General features: G+C 57.6%; 15 protein-coding genes. 5 read left to right on the forward strand and 10 right to left on the reverse strand.

Annotated features, from left to right (window positions below; all coding sequences use genetic code 11):
* Positions 1-56: 56 nt before the first annotated feature.
* Positions 57-1,538 (reverse strand): hypothetical protein, encoded by a 1,482-nt coding sequence (locus V3388_RS05030; RefSeq protein ID WP_336366426.1) that lies wholly within the window; start codon positions 1,536-1,538, stop codon positions 57-59.
* A gap of 214 nt (positions 1,539-1,752) precedes the next feature.
* Here V3388_RS05030 and V3388_RS05035 point away from each other — a divergent pair, with 214 nt between their 5' ends.
* Positions 1,753-2,088, forward strand: a complete 336-nt coding sequence (locus V3388_RS05035; protein ID WP_336366427.1) for an EthD family reductase — start codon at positions 1,753-1,755, stop codon at positions 2,086-2,088.
* Here V3388_RS05035 and V3388_RS05040 read toward each other — a convergent pair.
* The 3 genes from V3388_RS05040 to V3388_RS05050 all read right to left on the reverse strand — a co-directional run bounded on the left by V3388_RS05040 (position 2,085) and on the right by V3388_RS05050 (position 3,515).
* Complete coding sequence (locus tag V3388_RS05040; RefSeq protein ID WP_336366428.1) at positions 2,085-2,462, reverse strand: nuclear transport factor 2 family protein; 378 nt, start codon at positions 2,460-2,462, stop codon at positions 2,085-2,087. The genes V3388_RS05035 and V3388_RS05040 overlap by 4 nt on opposite strands.
* A 70-nt stretch (positions 2,463-2,532) precedes the next feature.
* Positions 2,533-2,919 carry a VOC family protein gene (locus V3388_RS05045; protein WP_336366429.1) on the reverse strand — a complete coding sequence of 129 codons (387 nt, stop codon included), beginning with the start codon at positions 2,917-2,919 and terminating at the stop codon, positions 2,533-2,535.
* A 152-nt stretch (positions 2,920-3,071) separates the two neighbouring features.
* Positions 3,072-3,515, reverse strand: a complete 444-nt coding sequence (locus V3388_RS05050; RefSeq protein WP_336366430.1) for an SRPBCC domain-containing protein — start codon at positions 3,513-3,515, stop codon at positions 3,072-3,074.
* Positions 3,516-3,734: 219 nt separating this feature from the next.
* On the opposite strand from V3388_RS05050, the gene V3388_RS05055 reads away from it, so the two are divergent.
* Positions 3,735-4,331 carry a zinc-binding dehydrogenase gene (locus tag V3388_RS05055; RefSeq protein ID WP_336366431.1) on the forward strand — a complete coding sequence of 199 codons (597 nt, stop codon included), beginning with the start codon at positions 3,735-3,737 and terminating at the stop codon, positions 4,329-4,331.
* A 38-nt stretch (positions 4,332-4,369) separates the two neighbouring features.
* Here V3388_RS05055 and bla read toward each other — a convergent pair whose 3' ends face one another.
* Entirely contained in the window at positions 4,370-5,149 is a 780-nt protein-coding gene (bla, locus tag V3388_RS05060; protein WP_336366432.1) for a subclass B1 metallo-beta-lactamase, read from the reverse strand.
* A gap of 146 nt (positions 5,150-5,295) precedes the next feature.
* Positions 5,296-5,754, reverse strand: a complete 459-nt coding sequence (locus tag V3388_RS05065) for a protein tyrosine phosphatase family protein (protein WP_336366433.1) — start codon at positions 5,752-5,754, stop codon at positions 5,296-5,298.
* Between the two features lie 298 nt (positions 5,755-6,052).
* On the opposite strand from V3388_RS05065, the gene V3388_RS05070 reads away from it, so the two are divergent.
* Positions 6,053-8,122, forward strand: coding sequence for a TonB-dependent siderophore receptor (locus tag V3388_RS05070; RefSeq protein WP_336366434.1), 2,070 nt, complete (start codon positions 6,053-6,055; stop codon positions 8,120-8,122).
* 65 nt (positions 8,123-8,187) lie between these two features.
* On the opposite strand, the gene V3388_RS05075 is transcribed toward V3388_RS05070, so the two are convergent.
* Together V3388_RS05075 and V3388_RS05080 are read right to left on the reverse strand one after the other, a co-directional pair.
* Positions 8,188-8,802, reverse strand: coding sequence for a LysE family translocator (locus V3388_RS05075; protein WP_336366435.1), 615 nt, complete (start codon positions 8,800-8,802; stop codon positions 8,188-8,190).
* Positions 8,803-8,843: 41 nt separating this feature from the next.
* Positions 8,844-9,779 carry a tetratricopeptide repeat protein gene (locus tag V3388_RS05080; protein ID WP_336366436.1) on the reverse strand — a complete coding sequence of 312 codons (936 nt, stop codon included), beginning with the start codon at positions 9,777-9,779 and terminating at the stop codon, positions 8,844-8,846.
* A 565-nt stretch (positions 9,780-10,344) separates the two neighbouring features.
* Between V3388_RS05080 and V3388_RS05085 the strand changes: the two genes are divergently transcribed.
* Entirely contained in the window at positions 10,345-10,617 is a 273-nt protein-coding gene (locus tag V3388_RS05085; RefSeq protein ID WP_106670532.1) for a type II toxin-antitoxin system Phd/YefM family antitoxin, read from the forward strand.
* Positions 10,598-10,870, forward strand: a complete 273-nt coding sequence (locus V3388_RS05090) for a Txe/YoeB family addiction module toxin (RefSeq protein ID WP_106670531.1) — start codon at positions 10,598-10,600, stop codon at positions 10,868-10,870. The genes V3388_RS05085 and V3388_RS05090 overlap by 20 nt, the downstream gene beginning before the upstream one ends.
* 86 nt (positions 10,871-10,956) lie before the next feature.
* Here V3388_RS05090 and V3388_RS05095 read toward each other — a convergent pair whose 3' ends face one another.
* Entirely contained in the window at positions 10,957-11,346 is a 390-nt protein-coding gene (locus V3388_RS05095) for a hypothetical protein (protein WP_336366437.1), read from the reverse strand.
* 437 nt (positions 11,347-11,783) lie between these two features.
* Complete coding sequence (locus tag V3388_RS05100; protein ID WP_336366438.1) at positions 11,784-12,209, reverse strand: hypothetical protein; 426 nt, start codon at positions 12,207-12,209, stop codon at positions 11,784-11,786.
* Positions 12,210-12,356: the final 147 nt, after the last annotated feature.

Here is a 12,356-nt window from a genome sequence, read left to right on the forward strand (position 1 = left end):
CGCAACAGGGCTGAGGGTTGAGTGCAGGGCCGCAGTGGCTTTCGCTCAACCGTCGGTTAATCAGCGGCCTGCGCCAGCACGCTGTGAATGACCTCCTCACCACTGCCGCCGGTTTGCAGCCACCGCCCCGCCTGATCTTCAAACACGATCATCGGTGTGTAGCCGCCCCAGGTTTTCAGGGCCTCGAACAGTTGCTGCTGCTCGCCCGGCAACTCGGATGAGCGGTCTGCCCCCGGTACGATGCCACCGTGGTGATTCTGGAAATTATAGTCCGCCAGATCGGTATTCAGATCCTGCCGGGGCGAGCGGGAGTGGATCAGCAGCGCCGTCAGCGGCGCGCTGGTCTTGGTCATATAGGCGACGGGCACCCAACGCACCGGCACGTCCGGGTACTTCTTTTGCAGCAGCGTATAGAGCTTGGCCGCATAGGGGCCGTTCGGATCAAAGATCACCGTGAGGTGAGCGGGGCCGGCACCGTCCCCGGTCTGGATGCCGTCAGCGTTTTGCAGAATGAGGGCATCGTTGGCGGCGAGCTGCCCGAACTGCACGCCCGGCGCATCGGACGATGCCGGTTTGACGGTATTCGGCGCGCTTGCCGGGCCCGCCGTGGCGGTGCTGGCTGAGGAGGCGCCAACGTCTCCCGCCGTCTTGTCCGGCTCACAATTGGCCTGCAACCAGTCCTTGAGCGTGGTCATTGCCGCCTTGAACTCGGCAGTCAGCTCGATTGGGTCGTGTCCTTCCTGCAGTGCCATTTGCCGCCCCATTTTCATCAACGCGTCGCTGGGCACCTCCTCCGGCACATTGGCACTCAGGTCCTCGAGGATCTTGCCGCTTTTGGCCAGCGTGCCTGGCTCCAGGGTCGTGTTGGGCACGTTGTAATGGCTGGTCGCGGCGGCCGCGGTATACGCGTAGGTGGCCGATGGCATGACGACGCCGATTTTCAGGCACTCCCGGAACTTGCCGGACTGCTGCATCTGCTTCAGCTGGGCCAGTTTTCGTTTGTCCTCCTCGGTGAGCTGCATGCCGGACGCATCCGCCGACTCGCCGTTGGCCAAGGACAACAGGCTGTCCACCTGGCCCTGATGTTGGCGATAAAACCCGACGTTGGCCTCGTTGGCGCTGCCCAGCAATTGCTCGACAACGTGGGCCTGGCCGCCGCCCTGGGCAGCCATGGCGGACTGCATCAGCGCCAAATCCCCCAGGACAAACTGATGGGCCGTCATGCCATGGGCGTCAATAAGGGACATCAGTTCGGTATTGCTTTTGACCCGATCCACCAGATCGCCAATGGAGGCGGTGCCGTTACTCAAACTGAACTCATCGTTCGTGCTGATGCCCTGCTGTATCGCCTGCCGGGTAATCGCCAGTACGTTGGTCAACAGGGATTCTGACACGGTAAATTGCGACAGCTCGGTGCGGCTGGCGTTGTCGAGGCCCAGCGCGGCAGCGGGCAGTGCGGCGGCCAGCAGCAGCAAGGCAACCAGAGCCGAACCGGCCCGGCGCATCAAAGTGATGGGGTATGCGGTGGATACAGACATAACGGCCCTCCCTGAACCTGATTGTTGTCACGTTTTAGCCTAGCAGAGGCGACTGACCCAGAATGTGACAATCGCAACGCCCACTGATCCCAAAAACCTGGCGCGAGTGGATGGCGTATTCAGAATGGCAACATACAACGGCCTTCGATCCGTGATAGAAACCGAAAGGGCGGTAAAGTTGATATCGCCAATTGAGCATCCAAGGAAACCAAACATGATCAAAGTAAGCGTGATGTATCCGAACACCCCCGGCGCATGGTTCGACCATACGTACTACCGAGATACGCATATGCCACTGCTGAAAGCGCGCATGGGCGACGCCTGTCTGTTTTACACCGTGGACAAAGGGATTGCGGGTAGGGCCCCCGGAGAGCCCGCCACGTATGTTGCCATGTGCCACATTTACTGCGATTCCGTGGACGCTTACGTCAATGCGGTTGAGCCGCACGTCAACGAAATTCGGGCGGATATCGCGAACTATACCGATATCGTTCCAGTGCTCCAGTTCAGCGAAGTGATCGTTGAGCGCTCGGGCGAGCTCGGTCGTTAGGTCATTTGCGTGCCCTGATGAAAGACAATGAGCCACCGATCGCCCTGATAACGCCAGATGGTGGATCGCTGGCTCAGACGACCCGCCTGGTCGAGCTGGTAGGTCGCCAGGTATAGGTTAGGTGAGAGCTCCTGGCAGCGGAATTCGGTGACGCTGCTCGCCGGCGTTTCGGGGTCGCCCAGCCTTTTCTCCAGCGTATCCAGAACAAACGCCTTCGAATACCGGCGGCCCGACGCGCCAATCTCCCAGAATTCGGGCGCGACCATGGCTTCAAAATCGGCCCGAGACGCGCCAAATTCCGACCGATGGAAGATCGGCTCTCTTGCCGCGAGGGCAGCGGTTACCTCGCTGATGCTAAGCGTCGATTTTTTCATGGGGTGTGGCGCCTCCATTGGCTGGCCTGAGTGGCACGTTCACGTGGCTTTGGTGTAGTACGCCGCTCGCTCAGGCGCCCCGCAGGTGTGTGCCCAACCACCAGAGGTTGCCCTGAGGGTCGCGAACACCCGCGCTGCGGTCCCCATAAGGAAGGTCTCTAGGCTCAGACAGACTCTCGGCGCCGGCGGCCAGAGCCCTGCTGTAGGTTTCGTCCACATTGGGCACGTAAACGTGAGTGGACGCAGGAAGGCACGCCGACGGACGCTCCCCCATCATGATCACCGAATCGCCAATTCGGACCTCTGCATGCTGAATCGATCCATCCTTGCCAGTGACGCGTTGTAGCTCGACGGCCTCGAAGGTGTGTGTAAGGAAGGCCAACGTATCCGAGGCGGATGTCACCAGGAGATAGGGCGATACGGTGCTGTGACCGGGTGGAGCAAAGTGCTGCTTCATAGTCTCTCCGTGTTATTGACTAACGGCCACAAGGGCCGAGCGTAAAACGATAGAAGCCAACGCAAAGACAGGCGTTGTCATCGTGCTGGTGTCTGTTGGCTCGTTCGTCGTCCCTAGTGAGGGCACCAGGGATGTATTGGCTAAAGCGGCATTCACCGCGGGTATCTGGCCTGTTCAAGCACCCGTGTGAGCCGGTCAAGGTTCTGCTCATTGGCCGGGCCGGCCCGCTCTCGGACGGCCCGCGCCGTTTGCGTATTTTCAAACACCTGGGTCCAGGTGACGTGGGTGCCACGCCCCTGCGCCTTCAGCCCAATGGTTAGCCGGAACTGTGGCGGGCAGTCGTGGTGAATGACGATGTTGGCATTGGGTTCCAGGTTTTCGAACGTGCTCGTGTTGGCGTAGTCGGTGCCGTCTGGCGCATGCATCACGAATACCCAGCGCCCGCCTGGCCAGAACTCAAAAAGGTCGAAAGTGTTGGTAAAACCCTCCGGCCCCCACCACTCGGCCAGTAAATCAGAGGAGGCAAAGGCGCTGTAGATTTCCTCAGGGGAGAAGGGCAGGGTTCTGGCGGTGTAAAGGGTTTTGTCGTCCGTCATGGGAGGCTCCGGTTGTCATCCAGTCCAGGGTGGGTGCCGTGCAACCTGATGGTTCGGGCACAGATACCTCTAGTCGAACGGTGATCGCGAAAATCGACAGGCCGATCAAATGGCGGCGGCAGTCAGGCGCCGCCGTCCGATCCCAAAGCGTCGATCACCACATCCAGCAGCGCCCTGAGGCGGGCAAGCCGGCACCTCAGCCTGCGGGACGCCGCCACAATGCCGCTGATCTTCATCACCGCGTACTCCGGCCTTGTTGATCGTGCACGTCTGCAGCCTGGTAGCACCGTTCTGGTTCACGGTGGCGCCGATGGTGTTGGCCACATGGCGGTTCAGATCGCACAGGCCATGGGGGCGCAGGTGTTCGCGACGGCCAATCCCGGTGATCAGGAATGTGTGGCGCAATGGGGCGCAACACCGATTGACTACACGGCCCAGAGCGTCGAGCAATACGTTAAGCAGCATACTGCAGGAGTGGGCTTTGACCTGGTGTTCGATACGGTCGGGGGCGCGACGCTGGATAGCTCCTTTGCGGCCGTCAAACACTACGGCCATGTGGTCAGCGCGCTGGGTTGGGGCACCCATGCCCTTGCACCTTTATCCTTCCGTGAGGCGACGTATTCCGGCATCTTCATGACGGGTAAAAACCGCGCCCACCACGGTGACATGCTGCGCGAAGCCGCCAGACTGGTTGAAGCCGGAAAGCTGCGGCCACTCGTCGACCCGACCCACTACGATCTTTCAACAGCGGAAGCGGCCTATGCGTCGGTGACGGGCCGACAAAGGCCTGGGAAAGTCTTGGTGACCGTGGGCTGACACGTGACGGAGTGCGGCGGCGCCGAACCCGCACTCCGCTACTCCATAATGCGTTGGGCTTTGGCCACATTGGCAGTCCGCTGGAGAAGCTCTCGGCCACCCGGTAAACCATGCCCCGGAATTACGACCTTGGCGCCCGGAAATTGCTGTTGCATGCGTTTGATGGACGCCGGCCATTCGTCCAGATCGGCATCCACCACGTTACCGACCGAGGTGCGTGACAGCTCCAGCACGGCGCAACCCCCTAATAGCACCTTCGCTGATGGAACATAAACAACCAGATTATCGGGCGAGTGCGCGGCACCGGGGTAGAAGAGCTCAACCGGGCCGAAGCGTACCGCGTCGCCTGCTGATGAGAGGCCGTCCAAAACGTGCGCTGGAATCTCGTTGCCCTCTGCCTTGGCCAGTTGTCGCGTCGCCGGTGTGGCGTAGGTTGCCACGCCCGCCTCCTCAAGCACCTTCACACCCGCGACCCGGTCGTCATGAAAGTGTGTGGACACCGCGCGTGTCACCGGCAGCCCAATTTGCTTCTTGATTTCCGACAGGAGGGCGGTTGTGTTCTTCGCGCCCCAGGCGGTATCCACCAACAGTAATTCATCGCCATCACGGACAATCAGACCATTAGACGGATACACTACGCCGCCGAAAGACTGCGTTGCGATGTGCGCCCAAACACCCTCGGCAATCGGGAAGATACGCACCTCTCCGACGGGGATCTCGGCGGCTATCGGATAGTCGCCTTTCATCTCGCCCGATTGGGCCAGCGGGCTCAACACAGCCATCAGACAGACCGTGATGCAGACGAGTAAACGATTCATGACGCCTAACCTCAACTATTCGCCAAAGAAGTTGCTTTATCGATCAATCAGAACGCTGCCAGCAAATTGAAAACATGCCCCAGCGCATCGGCACTTCTTACCTGACCCTGAATAGAGCAGTTTGCCGCTTGTGGTAGCGCGAGCGTTCAGCCAGAAGGCGCCAACGTTGCCCGCGCACGTTCAATAAAATCGGCCCACACATCGTTCGGCTCCCACAGGCAGCGCAGATAATTGTCCGCCTCCTGTTCTGACCACCCCAGCTTTGCCTGACCGTACAGAGAGACAAAACTCGATGCACGATAATTGGCCGCGCAATGAACCAGCACCTTTAATCCCGCGACCTCGTCCATGGTGCGGAAAAACCGTTGAAGGTCGTCCTGCGTAGGCGCTTGAAAATCCACCGGGATATGGACGTAGCGCATGCCCAATGCTGTCACCAATCCCGCCTCATCCTCCAGGCAATAGCGCGGGTCAAGCAGGCCGAGGTTTATGACGGCTTGAAAGCCTTCCGACGCAATGTCCTGCAGTTCGGATTCCGACGGCTGCCCCGCCGTCGCCAAGTCCCCCGAGACGGATACGAAATTGCGAATGCCGGTGATGGGCACCGTGAAACCTCCGTGTATTTGGGGCTGACGTGAAGATGGCAAACCAGAACCGCAATACTTCCTCAAACCTCCGCGGGTTGTCGAGCCCGAAGGGACATCTTTTTGCACCCGCTGCCTTCTACGCGTTGCCTTGCATAGCGGATATCGGTTCATAGAGCAGATGAACGCAATCTATGCTGGCATAATATATTGAATGATAATGGTTTGCATTAAGATTTATTAAGACATAAACTCCGACGAAATCCGTGAGGCCTCCCGCCGCACCTACGCTCATTACATTCGTCACAAAGGTCCGTTTATGCCCACCACTGCGTTCACCCAACCACTGGCCCGCGCCATTCGCCTTACGCTTGCCGTAGGCCTCACAGCCACGTCTGTGCCGGTTCTGGCCCAAGACGCTGAACCTGCCAGCCTGGACGCCCTGGTGGTCTCGGCCACGGCGCTGAAGGTGTCGGCGCCGCTGGTGGAAACCCCGCGGCCGGCCTCGGTGGTGGAGGAGGAAGAGCTGCGGGAGCGTAACGTGCAGTCCCTGGATGAAACCCTCCGCTACCGGGCGGGTGTGCTTTCCGGTCAGTTCGGTGATGACAACGACACCGACTGGTTTAAGGTCCGGGGCTTCGACCAGGCCACCTACCAGGACGGCCTGCGCATCTACCGGGAAGGGTTCTATCAATGGCTGCCGGAAACCTACGGCCTGGAGCGGGTGGAGTTGCTCAAGGGCCCCGCCTCCATTCTGTACGGTGAGGCGCCCCCGGGTGGGGTGATCAACGCCATCAGCAAGCGCCCGACCGACGAGACCCAGGGCGAAGTGGAGATTCAGGCCGGCACCAATGCCCACCGCCAGCTGGGTGTGGATACCTCCGGCCCGGTGGGCGACCGCCCGGATGTCCGCTATCGCCTGGTCGGCCTCTACCGGGAGGGCGATGGCGACCTGGATTACACCGAAAACGAACGTTATTACCTGGCCCCGAGCCTCGCCTGGTACATCACCGACGACACCACCCTGACCGTGCTGGCCAGCGTTCAGAAAGACGACGCTATTCCCACCAACCCGTTCAAACTGCCTTACGGCACCGTGGAGAACACGCCGTTTGGCAAAGTGGCCCCGTCCACCAACTACAGCGAACCCGGATACGACACCAACGAGCGCACCCAGTCCTCCCTGGGCTATGAGCTGAGCCATCAGATTAACCGCGTCTGGCGGTTTGAGCAGGACGTCCGCTACAGCCAGCTGGACCTGTTCCTGCGCAGCAGCTTTATCTTCTTCGCCACCGGCCCGAGGGAAGGGCAGCGCTACCTGATCTACCGGGACGGCGAGACCGACAGCTGGACCGTGGATAACCGGCTCGTCGGCACCTGGACCACCGCCCGCACCAAAAACACCCTGCTCGTTGGCGTGGACTACCAGGACTTGAACACCACCGGCAAAGAGGACAACGGCCTCGCCGTGTTCGGCGACCCGATCGACCTGTTTGATCCCCAGTACGGCAACTTCACACCCATTGACCCGGCGGACCTGATCGAGCGGGACATCAGCAAGCAACAGACCGGCTATTACCTGCAACACCAGCTGCGCCTGGACGATCGCTGGGTGTTCCTGGCCGGCGCCCGCTATGACCAGGCCGAGCTCAAGAACGCCAACCGCACCACGGGCGTGACCGAAGGGGCCGATAACGACCAGTTCTCCCTCTCCGGTGGGGTGATGTACCTGGCACCCAACGGTGTCTCGCCCTATGTGTCCTACACCGAATCGTTCCAGCCCATTGCCAGCACCGACGGCAGCGGCGACCTGTACAAGCCCCGCACGGGCAAACAGGTGGAGGTGGGTGTGAAAATCGCCCCGGAGGATCTGGACGGCTACGTCACCGCCGCCGCGTACCGCATCGACGAGAAAAACTCCCTGGGCACCTCCTTGGGCGGCGGGGTACAGGCACAGGATTCGGCGCGCAGCACCGAAGGCGTCGAGCTGGAGAGCGTCAGCTACCTGACCGACCAGCTCCAGCTCACCGCCGCCTACACCTACAACAACGCCAAGGTGAAAGCGAACGCCAGCGCCGAAGAACGCCAGGCGCCGCTCATCCCCCGCCACCAGGCCTCCGCGTGGCTGGACTACGCCTTCACCGACCTGGCCCCGGGCCTGAAAGTCGGCGCCGGCGCCCGTTTTGTGGGCAACACCCGGGATGGCAGCACTGAGGTGCCGTCCTACACCGTGTTTGATCTGATGGCCCGGTACGCCTTCGCGCCCCAGTGGCAAGTTCAGCTGAACGCCAGCAACGTGGCCAACCGGGAATACGTGGCGAGCTGCGATTATTGGTGTTACTACGGGGCCGAGCGGAGTGTGGTGGGGAGTCTAAGCTACCGCTGGTGAGCAGAGGGTAGGGGGCTGTTGCTTGCGGCGGCTTTGTTACGGCCACCACGACAACCGGTGATGGGTCAGCTTTTGGCCGCAACAAACACGCCGCTGCCTACCAGCAGCGCCCCGGACCCGATCCGCAGAGCGTGCTCGCCTTGGCGCGAACGGAGGGCATATTTTGCCCGGTGAGCACCGTACGCGTAGCCCAGCATGACACCGCCAACGGCGGTCGTCGCGATGGCGTAGACCGTAACGGCGTCCAGCCAACTGACGGATGAAAGATCCAGAAAGGCCGGGAAAAAGCTGAGGTAAAACAGAATGGCTTTGGGGTTGCCCAGCGTTGTGAACAGACCGGCGCTGAAGCTCGCGAGGTAGTTAGCTTCGCTCACTGGCTGCGCCCGGTCTCTGGTGCGCTTAGAAAACGCCAATGACGCCCCCAACCACATCAGGTAAGCGGCACCTGCGTACTTGATGACGACGAACAGATCGCCCATCAGTTCGGACAGCGCCGTGAGGCCCAGAATCGCGAAAGTAATAAAAACAAAGTCGCCTGCGACGATCCCCGCGACGGTCGAGACGCCGTGTCGCAGGCCGGACGCAAGTGTTCGAGCGATGACCGCCAGTATTCCCGGGCCAGGGATGAGCGCCAGAACGACCATGGCGGTGAAAAGGGCTAGGGCGGATGTAGGGCTCATTGGGGTTCCTAGTAATTGATTTACGCGGCGTCGCTGGCACCCTATTTCTGTATGCATAGCAGGCGTGCTGCAGTACCCGTTCCTTTCACCCGGCATTTCCGGACTAACTCTTTAGCAGCGACAATTTGCTCTGGGGTCATAACTCTGGCTAACTCTCGCAGCTTTTGGGCTGCCTTTTCATTACCTTGATTTGCCGCCAAACTGTACCATTTGTAAGCTGTCACAACGTCCTTTAGAGCTCCTTCGCCGTTAGCCGACATTTCGCCCAGCCTGTACTGGGCAAATTGATCATTGAGTTTGGCAAATTTTATATACCAGTTGCGAGCTTCAGCACAGTCTTGGGGAACGCATGTCCCCTGATCATAAATATCAGCAAGCCGAGCGAGCGCGGGAGTAAAACCTTGGTTGTAAGCTCTCTTATACCATTCAATTGCTAAATCCGGGCTCTTCTTAACGCCCTTCCCGCTTAAATATAGTTCCGCGAGTTCAACCTGAGCAATATCGTAATTCTGTTCTGCCGCTTCAGCTATCCACTTAAACGCCAACTCATCATTTTTTTGCACACCAAGACCGTCGGAAAACATTTTCCCGAGCGCATACATGTGCCTGGCATTTCCTTGTTTAGCTGCCTTTTGTCTCCACTCGAAAGCCTGGTAAACATCCTTATTTACACCACGTCCACCTAAATACATAGAACCGAGTTCATATTGCGATTCGGCATCTCCCTGTTCCGCACCTTGTTTATACAATTTAAATGAAATCTCGTAGTCTTGTTTGACCCGAATTCCAAAGCGATGCATGAAGGCCAAGATGCGCATGGCCACAATGTTTCCGTGTTCGGCCTGCTCCCGGAGGCTTGAGACATCGATATCTTTCAAAGTGTGCTGGTCCGCCACGCTTGTAACAGGCCTTAGCAAAAAAAGTGTGGCTATCAGGATCAAAAAAGAAATTCTCATTTTCATCTGCCATAATTTCATAACATTTTTTTAATAGGGCTTTCGGAGTGATGGTTTATTCATAATTTATTCAAAAAAAATAGTATGTGGCAAAGTTAACATATAAAACCATGGGTTTGGGGAGCATTATGGGCATCAGGGGAAGTCCACCACGAACTGCTGCGACTGGTTAGCTGGGAGTAATTGCGATGCCTGTTCCCTGGCTAACAACATGACGGCCTACTGCGCTGCCCTGGTACCCGCAACCGCCGGTGTACCTTGATGAAATCACCGCCAATTCAGCGGTGAACGAACATGAACTTCAGACTAGCAGATCACAATCGAGTTATCGGCGGATTGCCCCACACGGCGAACACCAGTGTTGCCGAAATGCCGATGATCGTTCTGGCTGCGATTACGGCGCCAAGTTGAAACCCATGGGCACATATCCGACAAAAAACTACGCCAAACCATACAGATAACGCTGCCAACACGCGCAGCTTTGTAGTGGAGGCGGAGCCGCAACGAAAAAGCTGTCGCTGTGCTTGGCCTTGTTAGGGCTATTGCGCTATAGTTGTACGGAGTTTCCGTACATGATGGTGGAGCTATGGACATAATCAGTGTAAACAAATTTAGAGACAATCTGAAAAACCTTGTCGAGCAGGTCATTAGTAGACACGAGCCCCTCAAGGTAACGCGTCGTGCCGGAGAGGCATTCGTGATTATTAGTGCTGAGGACTGGGAGAGAGAGCAAGAAACCCTGCACGTTCTCCAGAACCGAGACCTAATGCAACAGATTGCGGCCTCCCTTAATACTCACAGCCGCGGCCAAGGATTCACACCTGATGATGAGCAGATGAATGAGATCACTGGTATTTGAGGGCAACACCTGGGAAGCCTATGAAAAGATGCGCGAGAAAGACAAAAAGCTGCACAAGGCTCTCTGCAAATTATTGAAAGAAATGCTCCGGTCTGAAGATCCATCCACTGGCACTGGCAAACCTGAACCGCTCAAACACAACTTATCAGGCCTGTGGTCAAGACGCATCTCACAGAAGGACAGGCTGATATACCGGTTCGATGATAAATCCATTTATATTTTCGCCATTGGTGGACACTACGATCAGCCTTAACGCTGAAATAAGCGGCCGCCTTGGAGCGCAGCGGAAAGGCGGTCCGGTGGAGGGCCTTCAGGCCCGGAACGTACTTGATTGATTTGTTATAGCCAATCCTGATCATGCGGCCGAAATTCCTCAGGAGAGCCAATATACCCCATTTCTAAATCAGTCAGTCGCTGCTGCTCAAGCTCAATTTCTCGGAGAGTAGCCAGACGTGAGTAAAGCGCTCCAGAAGATAGAAATTCTGCATCTTCAAGAGAAGATCCTTCGAGGATTTCAAAGGGAACTGACGCTTGCCCGACTAATAATCGGTAGAGTTTGGCGAGATAAAACTTCTCTTCATCCCAGTTGGTCGTGAACGGCTCAATCTCTACGAGAGGCTTTCGAAGCTTCGATGCCAGCTTGATATCCGAAATGGCGCTTCCGAAAAGCTTTCTGAGTTGGGCAATGTCTGTCGCCGTCACGTCTTGTTTTGGAATGATAAATATCATCGGTAAATTCTGCTATAACGCCGCCAGCACGCGCGGCTTTGGAATGTAGGCGAAGCCGCAATGGAAAAGCCGTCGCTGTGCCTGGCTTGGTTAAATGCCGGTTACCCGGCGATTCATTTCGGCACCTAACTCGAATGCCTACTCCCGATACTGTGGACCAGCAAGACCCATGGCGCCAGGAACCAGGACACTGAATGGGCGGAAATTGCCCGATGGTTGCGCTGGATGGCCCCGCGACCGGAACACCCCATTACCGATCCTCACCGCTGAACAACTGAAGGCTGTTTTCTGCCTGCCGGCAACGGGCGGAGCAGAGGGCAAACACCAAACCTAAGAACACCGGTGCAAGGCCTTTAACGCCGCCAACATGCGCGACTACGAAATGGAGGCGAAGCCGCAATGTAGTAGGCGTCGCCGTGCTTGGCCTTGTTAAAGAATCAACTGCCGGGCCTGTTGGCGTTATGTTCTGTAGGAATGTTCGAAAGAAGGTAGCTCTCCAGTGCATAAGTGAGATACCCAAAACCTTGCTCAAAGCCCAACGTGATCACGTAATCCGCATTCTCAAGCTTCCAGTCGTTCGGGCGGTATTCCCCTGGGCCTGATACTCGAACATACTGGCCGAGCCTTGCACCGAGGCCATGCCCCTCATACCCCTTTTTGCCTTTGCTCGCGCCTGAGCCTATATAGGTAACATCGTTTCCCCGAACAAAGGCGTAGACACCCTGACGGTTATGATTGGGAGCCGCGCCTTTCAAGTGCCAAGGTTCCGACCACTTCGGGATAGAACCAAGTTCGTCCAAATTCCAATGCAGCTTAAAAAAATCGGTCGTGAGTTTTTTGAGCCTATCTACTGAGACTGTCATTTACGAATCCTTTAACGCTTTGCTCACCGGAAAATTAGGAGCGCAGCAAGTAATTTTTCCGCGTGCAGCAACTTGTATGGATAATTTCTGCCGTGTTTGGGTAAATTGAGGCCCACCCCCAGTGGCCGCTGGGGGCCTTCATGCAGC

The organism is Marinobacter sp. C2H3 (assembly GCF_037080155.1).
In the GTDB taxonomy this organism is placed as follows: Bacteria; Pseudomonadota; Gammaproteobacteria; order Pseudomonadales; family Oleiphilaceae; genus Marinobacter.

Coding starts and splice junctions, on each gene's coding strand:
- V3388_RS05030 (WP_336366426.1), bottom strand. CDS start 1,538: ATGTCTGTATCCACCGCATACCCCATCACTTTGATGCGCCGGGCCGGT.
- V3388_RS05035 (WP_336366427.1), top strand. CDS start 1,753: ATGATCAAAGTAAGCGTGATGTATCCGAACACCCCCGGCGCATGGTTC.
- V3388_RS05040 (WP_336366428.1), bottom strand. CDS start 2,462: ATGAAAAAATCGACGCTTAGCATCAGCGAGGTAACCGCTGCCCTCGCG.
- V3388_RS05045 (WP_336366429.1), bottom strand. CDS start 2,919: ATGAAGCAGCACTTTGCTCCACCCGGTCACAGCACCGTATCGCCCTAT.
- V3388_RS05050 (WP_336366430.1), bottom strand. CDS start 3,515: ATGACGGACGACAAAACCCTTTACACCGCCAGAACCCTGCCCTTCTCC.
- V3388_RS05055 (WP_336366431.1), top strand. CDS start 3,735: ATGCCGCTGATCTTCATCACCGCGTACTCCGGCCTTGTTGATCGTGCA.
- bla (WP_336366432.1), bottom strand. CDS start 5,149: ATGAATCGTTTACTCGTCTGCATCACGGTCTGTCTGATGGCTGTGTTG.
- V3388_RS05070 (WP_336366434.1), top strand. CDS start 6,053: ATGCCCACCACTGCGTTCACCCAACCACTGGCCCGCGCCATTCGCCTT.
- V3388_RS05075 (WP_336366435.1), bottom strand. CDS start 8,802: ATGAGCCCTACATCCGCCCTAGCCCTTTTCACCGCCATGGTCGTTCTG.
- V3388_RS05080 (WP_336366436.1), bottom strand. CDS start 9,779: ATGAAATTATGGCAGATGAAAATGAGAATTTCTTTTTTGATCCTGATA.
- V3388_RS05085 (WP_106670532.1), top strand. CDS start 10,345: ATGGACATAATCAGTGTAAACAAATTTAGAGACAATCTGAAAAACCTT.
- V3388_RS05090 (WP_106670531.1), top strand. CDS start 10,598: ATGAGATCACTGGTATTTGAGGGCAACACCTGGGAAGCCTATGAAAAG.
- V3388_RS05095 (WP_336366437.1), bottom strand. CDS start 11,346: ATGATATTTATCATTCCAAAACAAGACGTGACGGCGACAGACATTGCC.
- V3388_RS05100 (WP_336366438.1), bottom strand. CDS start 12,209: ATGACAGTCTCAGTAGATAGGCTCAAAAAACTCACGACCGATTTTTTT.